Genomic DNA, 14,476 nt, shown 5'->3' on the forward strand with positions numbered 1-14,476 from the left:
CTTCACCACCAGCGACTTCACCGACATTCCACCGATCCAGCGCTTGCCGATCGCCCCCGCCAGTGCCAAGCCAGACCCCACCCACCCGGGGGCCGGTCGCCCATCCATGACGATAGCGAACTCGGCGGGTTGTCAAGGGGGACGCGGGGTCGGCTGTGGACAAGTCAAGGAGATGTGGACAAATCAGATGAGACCGCGGAGTGAGGGGCCGGTGGCTCGACCTGGAGCGTCGACCGGGTATGGGCCTGTCCCCGGCAGGTCGAGACTCGGGCGACCTGCCGGGTCGAGCAGGCTAGATCGGGACGGCGGTGCCGGTGACGTGGATGCCGGAACCGAGGTCGCTCGGGATGGCGACCGTGATGACGCCGGGGCGGCCCATGTCGTCGCCCTGGTGGATGGTCAGCGCGGCGGGCAAGGAGATCAGGCCCAGTTCCCGCAGGTACCCGCCCAACGCGGCCGCGGCGGCGCCGGTGGCCGGGTCCTCGACCACTCCGCCCGGGGGGAACGGGTTGCGCGAGTGGACCACCACATCGGACTCGCGGTGTACCAGTTGGATGGTGGTCCAGTCCTGTTCGGCCATCAGTGCCGCCAAGGCCGGGTAGTCGTAGTCCAGGGCGGCGAGTCGGGCACGGGAGCGCGCGGCGATCACGGGGTGCCAGGCCCCGGCGTACGCCGCTCGCACCGGCAGCGCGTCGTCCAAGTCGTCGGCTGACCAGCGCAGAGTGGCTAGTAGGCGGTCCCGCAGGTCGACGGGGATGTCCGCGGTTCGCGGTGGCACGCTGACCAGGGTCGCGGTGAAACCGGAGTCGGTCTCGGTGGTGCTGACCTGCACCAGCCCCACCCGGGTGTGCAACCGCAGCGGCCCCGACCCGTGGGCGGCGGCGTGCGCGACGGACGCGGCGACGGTGGCGTGGCCGCAGAACGGGACTTCCGCCAGCGGGCTGAAGTACCGGACGTCCAGGTCGCCGTCGACGCGGGGGATCAGGAACGCGGACTCCGAGTAGCCGACGTCGGCCGCGGCGGCCTGCATGTCGGCGTCGGTCACCCCGGTCGCGTCGAGGACGATCCCGGCCGGGTTGCCGCCCGCGGGGTCGGTCGTGAAAGCGGCGTAGCGGATGATCTGCACACCGGGATCATGTCAGGCGGGACGCCAGCAGGCGGCGCAGCGACGCCAACCGTCCCCCGGTCGCCGTACCCTCCTCGACCATCGTGTCCAGGTAGCAGTCGGGGTCCTCCGGGGCGCCGAGGTGGCCGCACCCGGACGGGCACTCCTCGGCGGCGGCCACGAACTCGGGGAACGCGGCAACGATGTCGTCCGGCTTGATGTGCGCCAGCCCGAACGCCCGCACCCCCGGTGTGTCGATCACCCACCCGCCGCCGGGCAACGGCAGCGCGACCGCCGACGTGGACGTGTGCCGCCCCTTGCCGATCCCGCTGACCGCCCCGATCGCGCGCTCCGCGTCCGGCACCAGCCGGTTGACCAAAGTGGACTTGCCGACCCCGGAGTGCCCGACCAGTGCGGAAAGCCGGTCCGCGAGCAACCGGCGCACCTCTTCCGGCTCCTCGTCGAACCGGCTGACCACGACGGTCAGGTCCAGTTCCTCGTACAGCGCGATGAGCGGGGCCGGGTCTCCCAGGTCTGCCTTTGTCAGGCACAGCAACGGTTCCAGACCACCGGCGAACGCGGCGACCAGGCACCGGTCGATGAAACCCGTGCGCGGCGGTGGATCCGCCAACGCGCACACGATCAACAACTGCTCGGCGTTGGCGACGACCACGCGCTCGTAGGCGTCCACGTCGTCCGAGGTGCGCCGCAGCACGCTGGCGCGGTCGGCGACCCGGACGATGCGCGCCAACGTGTCCGGCGCGCCGGTCGTGTCGCCGACGATGTCGACCTGGTCGCCGATGACGACCGGGTTGCGGCCCAGTTCGCGGGCGCGCATCGCGACCACGAGGTGACCGGGGTCGCGGTCGACCGCGCAGGTCCACCGGCCCCGGTCCTTGCCGACCACCATCGCGCCGACCGCGTCGGCGTGGTCCGGGCGGAGCTTGCTGCGCGGGCGGCTCCCCTTGCCCGGCCGGACGCGGACGTCGGCCTCGTCCAGCCTGCTCCAGTCGCCGCGCCGGGACCCCACGTCAGCGCGTCTCGCCGAGCATGTCGGCCCACATGGCTGGGAAGTCCGGCAGCGTTTTCGACGTCGCCGCCACGTCGTCCACCGCGACACCCGGCACGACGAGGCCGATGATGGCGCCCGCGGTCGCCATCCGGTGGTCGGCGTAGACACCCCAGGTGCCGCCGTGCAGCGCCGCCGGGCGGATGGCGAGGCCGTCGTCGGTCTCGGTGGCGTCGCCGCCGAGGTTGGTGATCTCGGTGGCCAGCGCGGCGAGCCGGTCGGTCTCGTGCCCGCGCAGATGGGCGACGCCGCGCAGCCGGGACGGACCGTCGGCCAGCGCGGCCAGCGCCGCCACGGTCGGGGTCAGCTCGCCGAACTCGCGCAGATCAATGTCCACACCGGACAGTTTGGCCGGTCCGCGCACGGTCAGCGACCCGTCGGCGAGCACCACCTCGGCGCCCATCCTGGTCAGGATGTCCCGGATCGCGTCGCCGGGCTGGGTCGTGGCGGCGGGCCACCCGGTCACGGTGACCGCTCCCCCGGTGACCGCGGCGGCGGCGAGGAACGGCGTGGCGTTGGACAGGTCGGGCTCGATGACCCAGTCGACCGCGCCGACCGGGCCCGGCTCGATCCGCCAGGTGTTCGGCTCCGCGTCGTCGACGGCGACACCGGCGGTGCGCAGCATGTCGACGGTCATCTCGATGTGCGGCATGGACGGCACGGGTTTGCCGTCGTGGTGCACGGTCAGGCCCTTGTCGTACCGGGCGCCGGAGAGCAGCAGGCCGGAGACGAACTGCGAGGAGGCGGACGCGTCGATGGTCACCGCGCCACCGGAGATGCCGCCGGTGCCGACGGCGGTGAACGGCAGCGCGTCGCCCTCGACGACGGCGCCGAGCGAGCGCAGCGCGTCGAGCACGGTCCCCATCGGCCGTTCGCGGGCCCGCGGGTCCCCGTCGAACCGGATCTCCCCGTCGGCCAGCACCGCGGCGGGCGGCACGAACCGCATGACCGTCCCGGCCAGGCCGCAGTCGATCTCCGCCGGGCCGCGGAACCCGTCGTGCGCGCCGATCGTGATCGTGGCGCCGTCCATGTCGGCCCGGACACCCAGGGCGCGCAGGGCGCCGAGCATCAGGTTCGTGTCGCGGCTCGCGGGCGCTCCGGTGACGGTGACGTCCCGGCCGCTGAGGGCGGCGAGGACCAGGGCGCGGTTGGTGATCGACTTGGACCCGGGGATGGTGACGGTGGCGTGCACGGACCCCGTGGCGACCGGGGCTGACCAGGGCTGCGGCATGCCGCAATCCTCCCGCACCCGGCCCCGCATCGGGTGACCGGCTCGCCACTGTCGTCCCGGCATGTCACGATTCGCCCACACCGTGGGTGGCGGTGCGCGTCCGACCGGTTGTGCGAAGGTGGACCGGTTCGCGGCGGTGGTGGACAGGGAGGCTGATCGGCTGTGTGCGGGAGGTACGCGTCCGCCAAGGACCCGGCCACGCTGGCCGCGGAGTTCGACGCGGTCGACACCATGGGGGACTCGGCGCCCGACCTGGACTACAACGTCGCGCCGACCAAGGACGTGGTCACCGTCGTGCAGCGGCACCCGCGCACCCCGGAGGGCGTGGACACCGGCCGGACCGAGCGCACCCTGCGGGTGATGAAGTGGGGTCTGGTGCCGTCCTGGGCGAAGAACGCCGCAGGCGGCGCGAAGATGATCAACGCCCGGTCGGAGAGCGCGGCCGAGAAGCCCGCGTTCCGCAAGTCGCTGGCCGAGCGCCGCTGCATCATCCCCGCCGACGGCTGGTTCGAGTGGCGCCGGGACAAGACGGCGAAGCAACCGTTCTACACGACCCCGCGCGACGGCGGCAGCCTGGCGATGGCGGGCCTGTGGACCACCTGGCGGGACCGGGCCGACCCGAAGGCGCCGATCCTCATCACCTGCGCCGTGCTCACCACCGACGCGGTCGGCCCGATCGCCGACATCCACGACCGGATGCCCCTGCTGCTCGCCCCGGGGTCGTGGGCGACCTGGCTGGACCCGGACGCCACCGATGTCACCGACGTGGCCGAACTGCTCGCGCCCCCGCCGCTCGACCTGGTCGACGCGCTGGAGATCCGACCGGTGTCCCAGGCGGTCAACAGCGTCCGCAACAACGGCCCCGAACTGCTGGACCCCCTCAAACCCGACCTGGACGCCGACCTGTTCAGCGACCGGACCTGACCCGATGCGCGCCGACACCAGCACCCGCGACCCGCTCGACCAGTGGATCCAGTCCGATGCGCGCTGAAATCGATACCCCCCACGGCCCTGCGGTCGCCGAGTTGCACAGCGCCGCCGAAGGTCGGGCCGGTCTGCTCCTCGGCCACGGCGCGGGCGGCGGCATCAAGGCACCCGACCTGGTCGCCGCCTGCCGCGGGGCGACGGCGGCGGGGGTGCACGTCGCGCTCGTCGAGCAGCCCTACCGGGTCGCGGGTAGGCGCGCGCCCGCCCCGGCCGCCCAGTTGGACACGGCGTGGCTCGCGGTCGCGCGGCACCTGTCGACGCTGTGGTTCGAGGGGCTGCCGCTGCTGTTCGGTGGTCGGTCGTCCGGCGCCCGGGTGGCGTGCCGCACGGCCGAGGTGGGTGAGGCCGTCGGCGTGGTGTGCCTCGCGTTCCCCGTCCACCCGCCGGGGAAGCCGGAGAAGACGCGGCAACCGGAGCTCGACGCGGTGACCGCGCCCATCCTGGTCGTGCAGGGCGAGAGCGACCCCTTCGGGCAGCCCACCCCCGGTCACCTGCGGGACATCGTCCGGGTGCCCGGCGACCACTCGCTCAAGCGGGACATCCCGACGATCTCCCGGGCCGTCGAGGAGTGGCTCGGCCGCATCCTCCGGCCGTTGGACCAGCTCGGTTGAACCCCGGCGGCGGCCACGCGTCTCTTGGGGTGCACAGCCGATCGTTTGAGGGGATCGCACCACCATGGGGTATCTCGGCAAGACCGCGCTGCTGGCCGCCACCGCGGCCGCGGCACTCACACTGACCGCCTGCAACGATTCCGCGGCACCCGGCGCACCCGCCAACGGCGGCACCGGGGCCACCGGCACCACCGCCGACAGCTCGGCCGGGGGCCAGGCCTTCAGCTCGCTGAGCGGCCTCTCCGACGCCGTGCAGCACACCACCGGCAGCGCCAAGACCGTGCACGTGAAGATGACCGGCGGCATCGCGGGCCAGGCCGTCAACGGCGAGGGCGACTACCAGTTCGGCGACCCGACCGCCATGCAGTTCGAGATGAAGACCTCGGCGGGCGAGATGTCCATGCGCCTGGTCGGCAACGTCATGTACATGAAGTCGCCGCAGAGCATCGTCCCCGGCAAACCCTGGATGAAGTTCGACCTCGGCGCGAACAACGCGTTGGCCAAGTCGATGGACTCGGTCAAGCAGACCGACCCGAGCAAGATCATCGCCCAGATCGTCGAGGCCGGTGACCTGACCGGGGTGAAATCCGAGCCCGTCGACGGGCAGGACACCGTGCACTACACGGTCACCATCGACATCACCAAGCTCAAGGCGGACAACGCCCTCGGCATGGACGCCGACGCCATCGCCGCCGCCGGGAAAGCCGGGATGAAGACCTTCACCATCGACATGTGGATCAACCACGACAACCTGCCGGTGCGGATGGTCAACGAGATCCCGATGCAGGGCAAGACAGTGAAAACCCAGTCCGACTACAGCGACTGGGGCAAGCCGGTGACCATCACGGCGCCACCCGCGAGCGAGGTCGCGACGCTACCGGGAAGCTGAGACCGGTGTGACGCGCCCCCGCACCCGAATGGTGGTGCGGGGGCGCGTTCGGCATGATTCCCTCGACACTGGCTGACCGGATGGTGCTGCGTTGAGCGATGAACCTGAGGACGCGGAATCGGAAGACGTTCCTGGGCAGGTGCAGACGATCTGTCCGTACTGCGGTGGCGGCGGGATGGTGGCCGACCCGAAACAGGCGGTGATCGGGGGGACACCGCGGACAGTGGACAACGGGCGGCCGTGTCCGTATTGCGGGACGGATGGGCATTTTGCGGAGATCGTGCCGCCGGTGTGAGGGGGCTTGCGGGCTGGGGCTTGCGGGCTGGGGGCTGCGGATGGGGTGTCGCAGGTGGGGGCTTGCGGGGGGCTGGCGGAGGGGGCTGGCGCGGGTGAGCTGGCTGTGGGTGGGGCTGGCTACGGGTAGTGCTGGCTGTCGGTCGGACTGGCTGCGGGTGGGGCTGGGTGTCCGTGGTCGCGTTTAGGCTGTGTATTCGGGGGCTTTTCGTCGGGTTGATCATGGTTCTTGGTCGGCGGGCGGATCTTGTCGGTGGGTCCGTTTAGGCTGTGTATTTGGGGGCCTGCTGGCGGTTGATCTTGGTGTGAGGGGGCACTGGGCCTCGGCTGCGCCTCGGGGGTCGGCCTGGTCGCCTGGCGGCGACGCCGGCGCTTGGGCGCCAGATTAAAGCTGGGGTGCCCGTTGTGGTGAAGTTGTTTTGTTTGGGGCCCCTAGCGGCAGCCTGGGTAAGGCTAAAAGGCGGGGCCACTGGAAAGCGTGGCCTTCCCCGCCAGCCGGCTTAGGCCACCGCTCCCCCCAAACAAAACAACTCCACCACAACGGGCGGTTGGGATCGGCGGGTTTCGAGGCGCGTGGGGTGGGTTGGTGGGCTTCGTCGATTTGTGCGGGCTTTTTGGGGCGTGTGGTGGGGGTGGTGCTTCGTCGATGTGGCGTGGACTTTTTTTGAGGCGTGCGGTGCCTGTGTGGCGCTTCGTCGATCTGGGCCGGGTTTTTTGGCGCGCGGCGTGGGTGGGCTGGGGTTGCTTGGGTGTTGTTCCTGGGGTTAGCCGGGGTAGAAGGGGAGGGAGCCGGGGCCCAGGTTGAACTGGTGGTATTGCCAGACTTTTCCGGCTTCTTGGGTTGCCCACATGCCTGAGCCGTCGGTGACTATTGTGGAGCGGCTGGGGGCGGCGGTGACGGCGGTGACGGGGAGGGTGAGGTTGGTTTTGTTGTAGGCGGTATACGAGTAGCCGTCTACGGGGAGGCTTACCACTGGTCTTGTGGCCATGTCGGTGGCCGCGATTACCGTGACCCGGTCCAGCCAGTCGATTCCAATGACATCCTTTACCACTCCTGATTGGAGGGTGCGGCTGGCTCGGAGGGTGACCGCGTCGTTGGTGCGGACTACTGAGGCGACGCGGATTTCTCCGTTTACCACCGCGGCCACTCGGGCGCCGTCGCGGGAGAGGCGGAGTTGGGTGATGGTGCCGCCGTTCCTGGTGAACTCGGAGGCGTCGACGGGGAAGTCTTCCCATTTGCCGTCGGGGGTGCGGGCGACGCGGACGACCAGGGAGCCGTCCTGGACGGTCCAGACCTCGTTGGGGCCGGTTTCGGTGGCGCCCGCGAACAGCCAGGTGGGGCGGGTCAGGGTGACGGCCGGGGGGAGGCTGACCTCGGGGAGGTCGCCCTCGGTCTTGCCGACGCGGAGTTTCATGGTGCCGCCGACCCGTTGGACCACTGCCAGTTGGCTGCCGTCGAGGGACTGGGCGGCGCTGGCGACGTCGTAGGTGCCGTTTCCGGTGGGGCCGTCGAGGGGTTTGCCGTCGCGCAGGGACAGCAGGCGGCCGTTGACGACGGCGAGGCCGAGGAGGTCCGGTTTGAGCGTGGTCAGGGCGTCGTAGGTGCCGACGTCGCCGACGGTCCACTCCTCGTCGTGGTTGGCGACCAGGGGGAGGCCCTGGCTGCGCAGGCGCAGGGGGCTGGTGGTGACCTCGCGCAGCGAATACACCAGTTGGGCGGCGATCCGCTGGCGGTCCTCAACCGGTTTGTCCACTTTGGCCAGGTTGACCAGGATGCTGCCGTCCGCCTCGGGGAGGACGTTGGTGCTCAGCTCCAAACCCTCCAACTGGTTGCGCACGGCCCCCTTCAGCGACTCGGAGGGGCCGCCGAGCAACAGCCCCACCACGCGGCCGAACAGGCCCTGGCGGGGCTCGATCTCGACGTAGCGCGGGTCGGGCACCAGGACCCGCTGCTCGGGGTCGAAGAACTCCAGGTTGACCCGGCGGTAGCTCTTGGTGAAGTCGGCCTCGCGGATCAGCAGGGTGCCCGGTGGCTCGGCGATGCGCCACTGGCCGTCCTGGCGGCGCACGACCACCCGGTACTCCAGGTTCTGCACCTGCGGCACGAACGAGCGGTCGCTGAACAGGCTGCCGATCGAGGTGGCGGTCAGGACCACGATCTGCTCGTCGGCCGAGCCGTGGCCCTCCGGCACCGACTGCGGGACGGTCTTGAACTCGTCCTGGATGATCGTCGGCGGGGCGGCGGCACTCTTCCAGTTCGCCTTGGCCTCGTCGGTGAGGTACGTGCGGGCGGCGTCGGGGGTGCCCGCGTTCTTGATGAACTCCTGCACGAGGTTGAACGGGTCCAGCCCGGGGGCCGGTTTGCCGATCTGCCGGGGCTGCTCCTCGGTGTTGTCGACGACGACCTTCGGCAGCGTGCGGTCCGGGATGTTCGCGCAGCCCGCCAACAGGCCCGCGCCCAGCAGCAGGACGAACAGCCTGGCCAGGGGTTTGGTCACGGGTAGACCTCCTCGGCCACGGACAGCGGCAACGGCGCGGGCTGCGTGACCGGGCGGACGTCCGCGGGGGGCAGCGGCAGCGGGCTCTCCCCGTACTCGACGTCCTGGACCAGCGGCAACGTCAGCCGGAAGCAGGCACCCTCCCCCGGTTCGCCCCAGGCGTCCAGGCCGCCGCCGTGCAGGCGGGCGTCCTCCAGGCTGATGGCCAGGCCGAGGCCGGTGCCGCCGGTGTGCCGGTTGCGCGACGGGTCGGCCCGCCAGAACCGGTTGAACACCAGGTCGGCCTCGCCGGTGCGCAGGCCGACGCCGTGGTCGCGGACGGTCACCGCGACGGCGTGCTCGTCCGGCACCATCCGCAGCTCGACCGGCCTGCCCTCGCCGTGGTCGATGGCGTTGGCCAGCAGGTTGCGCAGGATCCGCTCGACCCGGCGGGACTCGACCTCGGCGGTCACGTCGTGGTCGGGCATGTCCAGCACGATCTCCGAGCCCGCGTTGCGCGCGATCACCCGGACCGACTCGACCGCCCGCCGGGCGATGCCGCGCAGGTCGGTGTACTCGGCGACCAGCTCCTCCACCCCCGCGTCCAGCCGGGAGATCTCCAGCAGGTCGCCGAGCAGCGACTCGAACCGGTCCAGCTCGTCGACCAGCAGCTCGGTGGAGCGGGCCAGGCCCGCCGGGAACTGGGCGCGCGAGGCGTGCAGCACGTCGGCGGCCATCCGGACGGTGGTCAGCGGGGTGCGCAGCTCGTGCGAGACGTCGGAGGTGAACCGGCGCTGCAACTGGCCGAAGTCCTCCAGTTGGCGGATCTGCCGCTCGATGCTGGCCGCCATCGCGTTGTACGACTCGGCCAGCCGCGCGACGTCGTCCTCACCCGCGACGACCACGCGCTCACCCAGCTCACCGCTGGCGAACCGCTCGGCGGCGCGGGCGGCGCGGCGCACCGGTAGCACTACCTGACGCGTGACGAGGTTGGTGATACCGGCCAAGAGGAACAAGAGGACCAAACCACCGACGACCAAGGTGCTCTGAACGACGCCGATGGTGCGCTGCTCGGCCGCGAGGGGATAGAGCATGTACAACTGCGCGGGGCTCGTAGTGGCCACCGGGACGCCGACGATCAGGTACGTGACGCGCTCACCGTTGCGGTCCACCGTGTAGATCTGCGAGACCGTGCGGTTGGGCGAGCTGAGCACGAAGTTGCGTAAGGACTGCGGGACGCTGTCGTACGGCCCCGCCGACTTGACGTCACCCGGCGACGAGTACGTGGTGTCGTTGACCAGCACCGGCTCGAACGCGCCCGCCGACCCCGCGCCGGACTGGTCCGGCGACGAGCTGGTCAGCTTGTTGATCGCGCTGTTGAGCCGGTCCTCGATCGGGTCGGACGGGCTGATCCCGGCCAGCTCCCGCTCGACGATCTGCACCGCGGTCCTGGTCTGCGCGATCGCGGCGTCCTCCTTGGTGCCCAGCAACCGCTCGGTGATCTGGTTCTGCAGCACCATGCCCAGCACGAAGATCACCGCCGAGCCGAGGGCCAGCGTGCTGACCACCACCCGCAACTGCAGCGAGCGCCGCCACAGGTCACCGAACGCGGCGGACCGGCTCCTGCCCGTGGCGACGAGACCGCGGACCGCGCCGACGACCCGCCGCCACAGGAGGATCACCGCAGAGCCCGGATCACGGAGGGCCCGCCTTGTACCCGACGCCGCGCACGGTCAGCACGACCTCGGGGTGCTCGGGGTCGCGCTCCACCTTCGAGCGCAGCCGCTGGACGTGCACGTTGACCAGCCGGGTGTCCGCGGCGTGCCGGTAGCCCCAGACCTGTTCCAGCAGGACCTCGCGGGTGAACACCTGGCGCGGCTTGCGGGCCAGCGCCACCAGCAGGTCGAACTCCAGCGGGGTGAGCTGGATCGACTTGCCCTCGCGGACCACCTCGTGCCCCGGCACGTCGATGGACAGGTCGCCGATGGTCAGCATCTCGGCGGGCTCGGACTCGGTGCGCCGCAGCCGGGCGCGCACCCTGGCCACCAACTCCTTCGGCTTGAACGGCTTGACGACGTAGTCGTCCGCGCCGGACTCCAGGCCGAGCACGATGTCCACGGTGTCGCTCTTGGCCGTCAACATCACGATCGGCACCCCGGACTCGCCGCGGATCGCCTTGCACACGTCGATGCCGTTCATCCCGGGCAGCATCAGGTCCAGCAGCACGAGGTCGGGTTTCAACTCGCGCAGCGCGGGCAGCGCCCGGGAGCCGTCGGCCACCACGGCCGTGTCGAATCCCTCGCCGCGCAGCACGATCGTGAGCATCTCGGCGAGGGCCGGGTCGTCGTCAACCACCAGCACTCGTGCCTTCATGCCGCACATCGTCGCACTGTTCGCGCCAGGTCGGCGCAGCACCCGCCGGGTCGCCGCGTCGAGTAAGGTTGAAACTTGAACAGGCAGCTACCGCAGGAGCACCCATGGGCATCCGCAGGCTCAACCACGCCGTCCTCTACGTCCGCGACGTCGACCGCAGCGTGGCCTTCTACGGCAAGGTCCTCGGCTTCCGCCCGGTCACCCAGTTCCCCGGCGCCGCCTTCCTGCGCGCCCCCGACTCGGACAACGACCACGACCTCGGCCTCTTCCAGGTCGGCACCGACGCCCCCGGCCAGATCAACGGCGGCGTCGGCCTCTACCACCTGGCGTGGTCCGTCCACACGCTCACCGAGCTCGCGGAGTACAAGCGGGTGCTGATCGAAGCCGGTTCCCTGGTCGGCTCGTCCGACCACGGCGTGTCGAAGTCGCTGTACGCGAAGGACCCGGACGGAGTCGAGTTCGAGGTCTCCTGGTTCGTCCCACGGGACAAGGTCACCCCGGAGATGGAACAGTCCGGCCCACCCCGCCCCCTCGACATCGACGCCGAAATCCACCACTGGGGCAACCTCGTCGGCGCCCTCTAACGCCGCCGCTTGGCCAACATCCGGATCGCGATGTCAACACCCTCCACACCGAACGGGTTCAACTCTTGGACGATGTCGGCGACTCCGTGTCGGGTCAGGGTGGCGTCGTCGATCATGCCCGGGTACGTCCGGTCCACGACCAGCAGGACGACCGGGTCGATGTTGTCGGACAGGGTCAACAGCCACTCCACGAACTCCTGGGTGGATCGCCAGCCCCAACCACCCACCCGATTGATCAAGACGAGTTCCGCGAGGCGAACAAGGTCGGAATCGCGGGGGCCCAATTCGACGTGCGGCAGCGGCAACTCGGCTCGCTTGGTGCCGACCAACAGGCTCAAGAGCAGACCGTGCAGGAAGACGCGGTCGCCGGGGCCAGACTGGAAGTGCCGGTGTTCGGTCGCGGCCATCCCGACCCGGAACCGCCGATCCGCCTCCGGGGCGTCGCGAAGCAGGCCGAGCGCGACGTCGAGGTCACCGGAGAACGAGTTCCCGGGCACCACCACCCAGTTGGTTCGCCTCAAGCTGGTCACCATCGCGAGAACGCCCAACAGGTCCAGCCCGGCTTCCCATAGGCGCACCGTCGCGTTCCACCCATCCGCGGACTGGTCCTGGCGAACCAGGCCAGTGAGGTCGAGCCCGCCCGTGATGTACACGCGCAGCAGCACGAGATTCGCGGAGTAGGCAGCCAACCGTGCGACCAAGTCGGTGGAGTTGACCTGGTAGAGCTGGTAGCGGCTGGAGGAAGTCCGGTTTCGGTGATCGCGCAGGAGTTGGTCGAGCGTGCGGACTACGTTCCCGCGCTCCGGCTCGCCCAGCTCGCCGATCCGGTCGACGATGAAGTCGATCGTGGGGCGTTGGATGGTCAGCGGCTGGTGGGACAACAGGGCGTAGAGGAGTTCGTCGTCGGGTTCGTGCTCGTGGCGCCTGCCATAGGCGCTCTCAGCGACATCCCGCAGAACTTCCACGACCCTGTCGGCGACCAGGTACTCACCGAACGTGGCGTGCAAGAACTCATACCCGCGCACGACGCTGTCGCCCACCCTCGCCTCGGGCGCGTGGATGAAGAAGAACTTGGTGAGCACGCGGTCACCCGAGAACTCCCGGTCGCCGAGCGCGATGAGGTCGGCACTGAGGTCTGCCTCGGCGATGAACTGCTTCCCGCGGTTGAGCATGCCCAGCGCGGCGACCGACAGCCGCCGCAGCAGGCGTTGGATCGCCGCGGGCGGGTCGTCCTCCCGCATCCCCTTCTCGACGACCTCTCGGCGGGCGAACCCGGTGAGCAGCCGGTCATACAGGTCCGCCAATGACATGGACGCGTCGGGGAGCACCGCGCCCGGCTCGGCGCAGTAGACCGCGAGCATCATCAACAACAACGGCTGTCGAGCGAACTGGGGTAAGGACAACGCGGTGTCCAACGGAAGCGGCTGGCTCCCGACCTGGGTGTTGGCGGCGTTCCAGACCTTGATCCAGCCCTCGATCTGGTCATCGTCGAACTCCTCGATCTTCACCACGGGCGTGCCGTGTGGGACCAGGACCCGGTCCGCCACCAACGTCCGCGAGGTGACCACGACGGCCACCGGGTACCCCATGGCTGCTTCCGTGCGCTGGAACTGCTCGACGTCGCGCAGGTAGCCGGTGCGGTCGGCCGCCGTCGCCTGCAGGAGCTCGTCGAGTCCGTCGAGCAGGACAACCCGGACGGTCACGGCACCGTCGTCGAGGGAGGGCCAATCGACCCGCCTGTTGGTTGCCTGTTCCAAGGCTTGCTCGACTTGACCCAACACCGTCGTACCCGCGTTCACGTGTCTCAACTGGACGCGGACGACGGTGTAATTCACCGATGGCAGCACCGCAGCGAGAACGGTCATCAGCAGGCTCTTGCCCGCTCCGGGGTGACCGAGCAGCAGCAGCGGACGAGTCAGTGCCAACGGTGTGCAGAAGTGGCGCGCGAGCATGGCGGTGAGGTCGTTGTGGACGGGCACCTCATCCCACCAGCTCTCCTCACCGATGCGGGTGTTCCAGTCGAAGACAGTGAGTCGGTATCGAGGGGTCTGGAAGATCTCCGCGGTGGTCGGGAACACCGGGACCGCCGTGCCGGTGTTCACCACGGGTTTGCCCAGCTCGCTCTGGTTGGCCTGGTCCACCAGGGCACGGTGATCCCGCAGGTCCACGGCCTGCCCCTCGGCCAAGAGCGCGGTCAGGTGCGCGAGCGCGTGCTGGGTGTGTGCCCGGTCGACCCGGTCCGACCAGACCCCGAACTCCGGGATCGTCGCGGCCAAGTCGATGAAGCTCGAGAGGTACCGCCGGATGAAGTCCTGGCGGATCCCCACCCTGATCGCGTCCCGGTCCCCGGCGAACTTGAGCAGGCCCAACACCTTGGGCAGCAACCGATCAGCCCACGCGACCAGGTGGTCCTGGTTCATCTCGAACGAGGTGTGGATCGACGGCGTCGGGATCTCGACCTGGTAGAGAGCGTGCACCAGCGAATCGTCTTCGGGACGGCGCACGTCGGCGATGGCGATCCGGTCGGCGTGGGAGAACTCGGTGCCGAGGTGGTGTTCGGCGGCCTCGAAGTAGGCGGCCAACACGATCGTGGAGTGGGCGGCGACCGCCAAGTCCTGCCTGTGCAGGCCGTGGGTGCCCGCCAACCGGTCGCTGAAGGAGTCGAGGGCACCGCTGAGCAGGGCCACCGCCTCGGACTTCTGGTCGACCATCTGCCAAACGGCGTCCAAGCCAACGGGTCCGGCCGCGAGGATCGCGCCGCCGAGGAGTGTGTTCAGCCGGTCGAGCCAGGGGCGGTCGTGGTGGCCGAGGATCTTGAGGGCGCCCCGGAAGGTGATCGGCGGGTCCCGTCGCACG

General features: G+C 70.1%; 11 protein-coding genes. 4 read left to right on the forward strand and 7 right to left on the reverse strand.

The features are described 5' to 3' along the window. Positions 1 to 292: 292 nt before the first annotated feature. Genes H504_RS0121600 through aroA form a run of 3 tightly spaced genes read right to left on the reverse strand, consistent with a single transcriptional unit; the run spans position 293 to position 3,405 of the window. Complete coding sequence (locus tag H504_RS0121600; protein WP_026424473.1) at positions 293 to 1,126, reverse strand: PhzF family phenazine biosynthesis protein; 834 nt, start codon at positions 1,124 to 1,126, stop codon at positions 293 to 295. A 7-nt stretch (positions 1,127 to 1,133) separates the two neighbouring features. Further along, a complete protein-coding gene (gene rsgA / locus H504_RS0121605; protein WP_026424474.1) occupies positions 1,134 to 2,135 on the reverse strand; it encodes a ribosome small subunit-dependent GTPase A in 1,002 nt (333 codons plus the stop codon). Between the two features lies 1 nt (position 2,136). Further along, the gene (gene aroA / locus H504_RS0121610) at positions 2,137 to 3,405 is read right to left on the reverse strand and encodes a 3-phosphoshikimate 1-carboxyvinyltransferase (RefSeq protein WP_026424475.1); all 1,269 of its coding nucleotides are present in this window, start codon (positions 3,403 to 3,405) and stop codon (positions 2,137 to 2,139) included. Between the two features lie 162 nt (positions 3,406 to 3,567). On the opposite strand from aroA, the gene H504_RS0121615 reads away from it, so the two are divergent. From H504_RS0121615 to H504_RS0121625, 3 genes are all read left to right on the forward strand, one after another. After that, positions 3,568 to 4,329 (forward strand): SOS response-associated peptidase, encoded by a 762-nt coding sequence (locus H504_RS0121615; RefSeq protein WP_026424476.1) that lies wholly within the window; start codon positions 3,568 to 3,570, stop codon positions 4,327 to 4,329. Between the two features lie 56 nt (positions 4,330 to 4,385). Then, the gene (locus H504_RS0121620) at positions 4,386 to 5,003 is read left to right on the forward strand and encodes an alpha/beta hydrolase family protein (RefSeq protein WP_026424477.1); all 618 of its coding nucleotides are present in this window, start codon (positions 4,386 to 4,388) and stop codon (positions 5,001 to 5,003) included. Between the two features lie 64 nt (positions 5,004 to 5,067). Then, on the forward strand, positions 5,068 to 5,892 hold the full coding sequence (locus H504_RS0121625) for an SCO4651 family lipoprotein (RefSeq protein ID WP_026424478.1): 825 nt from the start codon (positions 5,068 to 5,070) through the stop codon (positions 5,890 to 5,892). 1,058 nt (positions 5,893 to 6,950) lie between these two features. Here H504_RS0121625 and H504_RS0121630 read toward each other — a convergent pair. The 3 genes from H504_RS0121630 to mtrA are packed head-to-tail and all read right to left on the reverse strand — an operon-like array spanning position 6,951 to position 11,036. After that, positions 6,951 to 8,684: an LpqB family beta-propeller domain-containing protein gene (locus H504_RS0121630; RefSeq protein WP_051386107.1), complete on the reverse strand. Its 1,734-nt coding sequence runs from the start codon at positions 8,682 to 8,684 to the stop codon at positions 6,951 to 6,953. After that, on the reverse strand, positions 8,681 to 10,345 hold the full coding sequence (mtrB, locus tag H504_RS36275; protein ID WP_051386108.1) for an MtrAB system histidine kinase MtrB: 1,665 nt from the start codon (positions 10,343 to 10,345) through the stop codon (positions 8,681 to 8,683). Before mtrB ends, H504_RS0121630 begins: the two co-directional genes overlap by 4 nt. A 13-nt stretch (positions 10,346 to 10,358) precedes the next feature. Continuing rightward, a complete protein-coding gene (gene mtrA / locus H504_RS0121640; RefSeq protein WP_026424480.1) occupies positions 10,359 to 11,036 on the reverse strand; it encodes an MtrAB system response regulator MtrA in 678 nt (225 codons plus the stop codon). 104 nt (positions 11,037 to 11,140) lie between these two features. Between mtrA and H504_RS0121645 the strand changes: the two genes are divergently transcribed. Then, entirely contained in the window at positions 11,141 to 11,620 is a 480-nt protein-coding gene (locus H504_RS0121645) for a VOC family protein (protein WP_026424481.1), read from the forward strand. Here the strand turns inward: H504_RS0121645 and H504_RS0121650 are convergent. Continuing rightward, a complete protein-coding gene (locus H504_RS0121650; protein ID WP_026424482.1) occupies positions 11,617 to 14,475 on the reverse strand; it encodes an NACHT domain-containing protein in 2,859 nt (952 codons plus the stop codon). The genes H504_RS0121645 and H504_RS0121650 overlap by 4 nt on opposite strands. Position 14,476 lies beyond the last annotated feature (1 nt).

It is taken from the genome of Actinokineospora inagensis DSM 44258 (assembly GCF_000482865.1).
In the GTDB taxonomy this organism is placed as follows: Bacteria; Actinomycetota; Actinomycetes; order Mycobacteriales; family Pseudonocardiaceae; genus Actinokineospora; species Actinokineospora inagensis.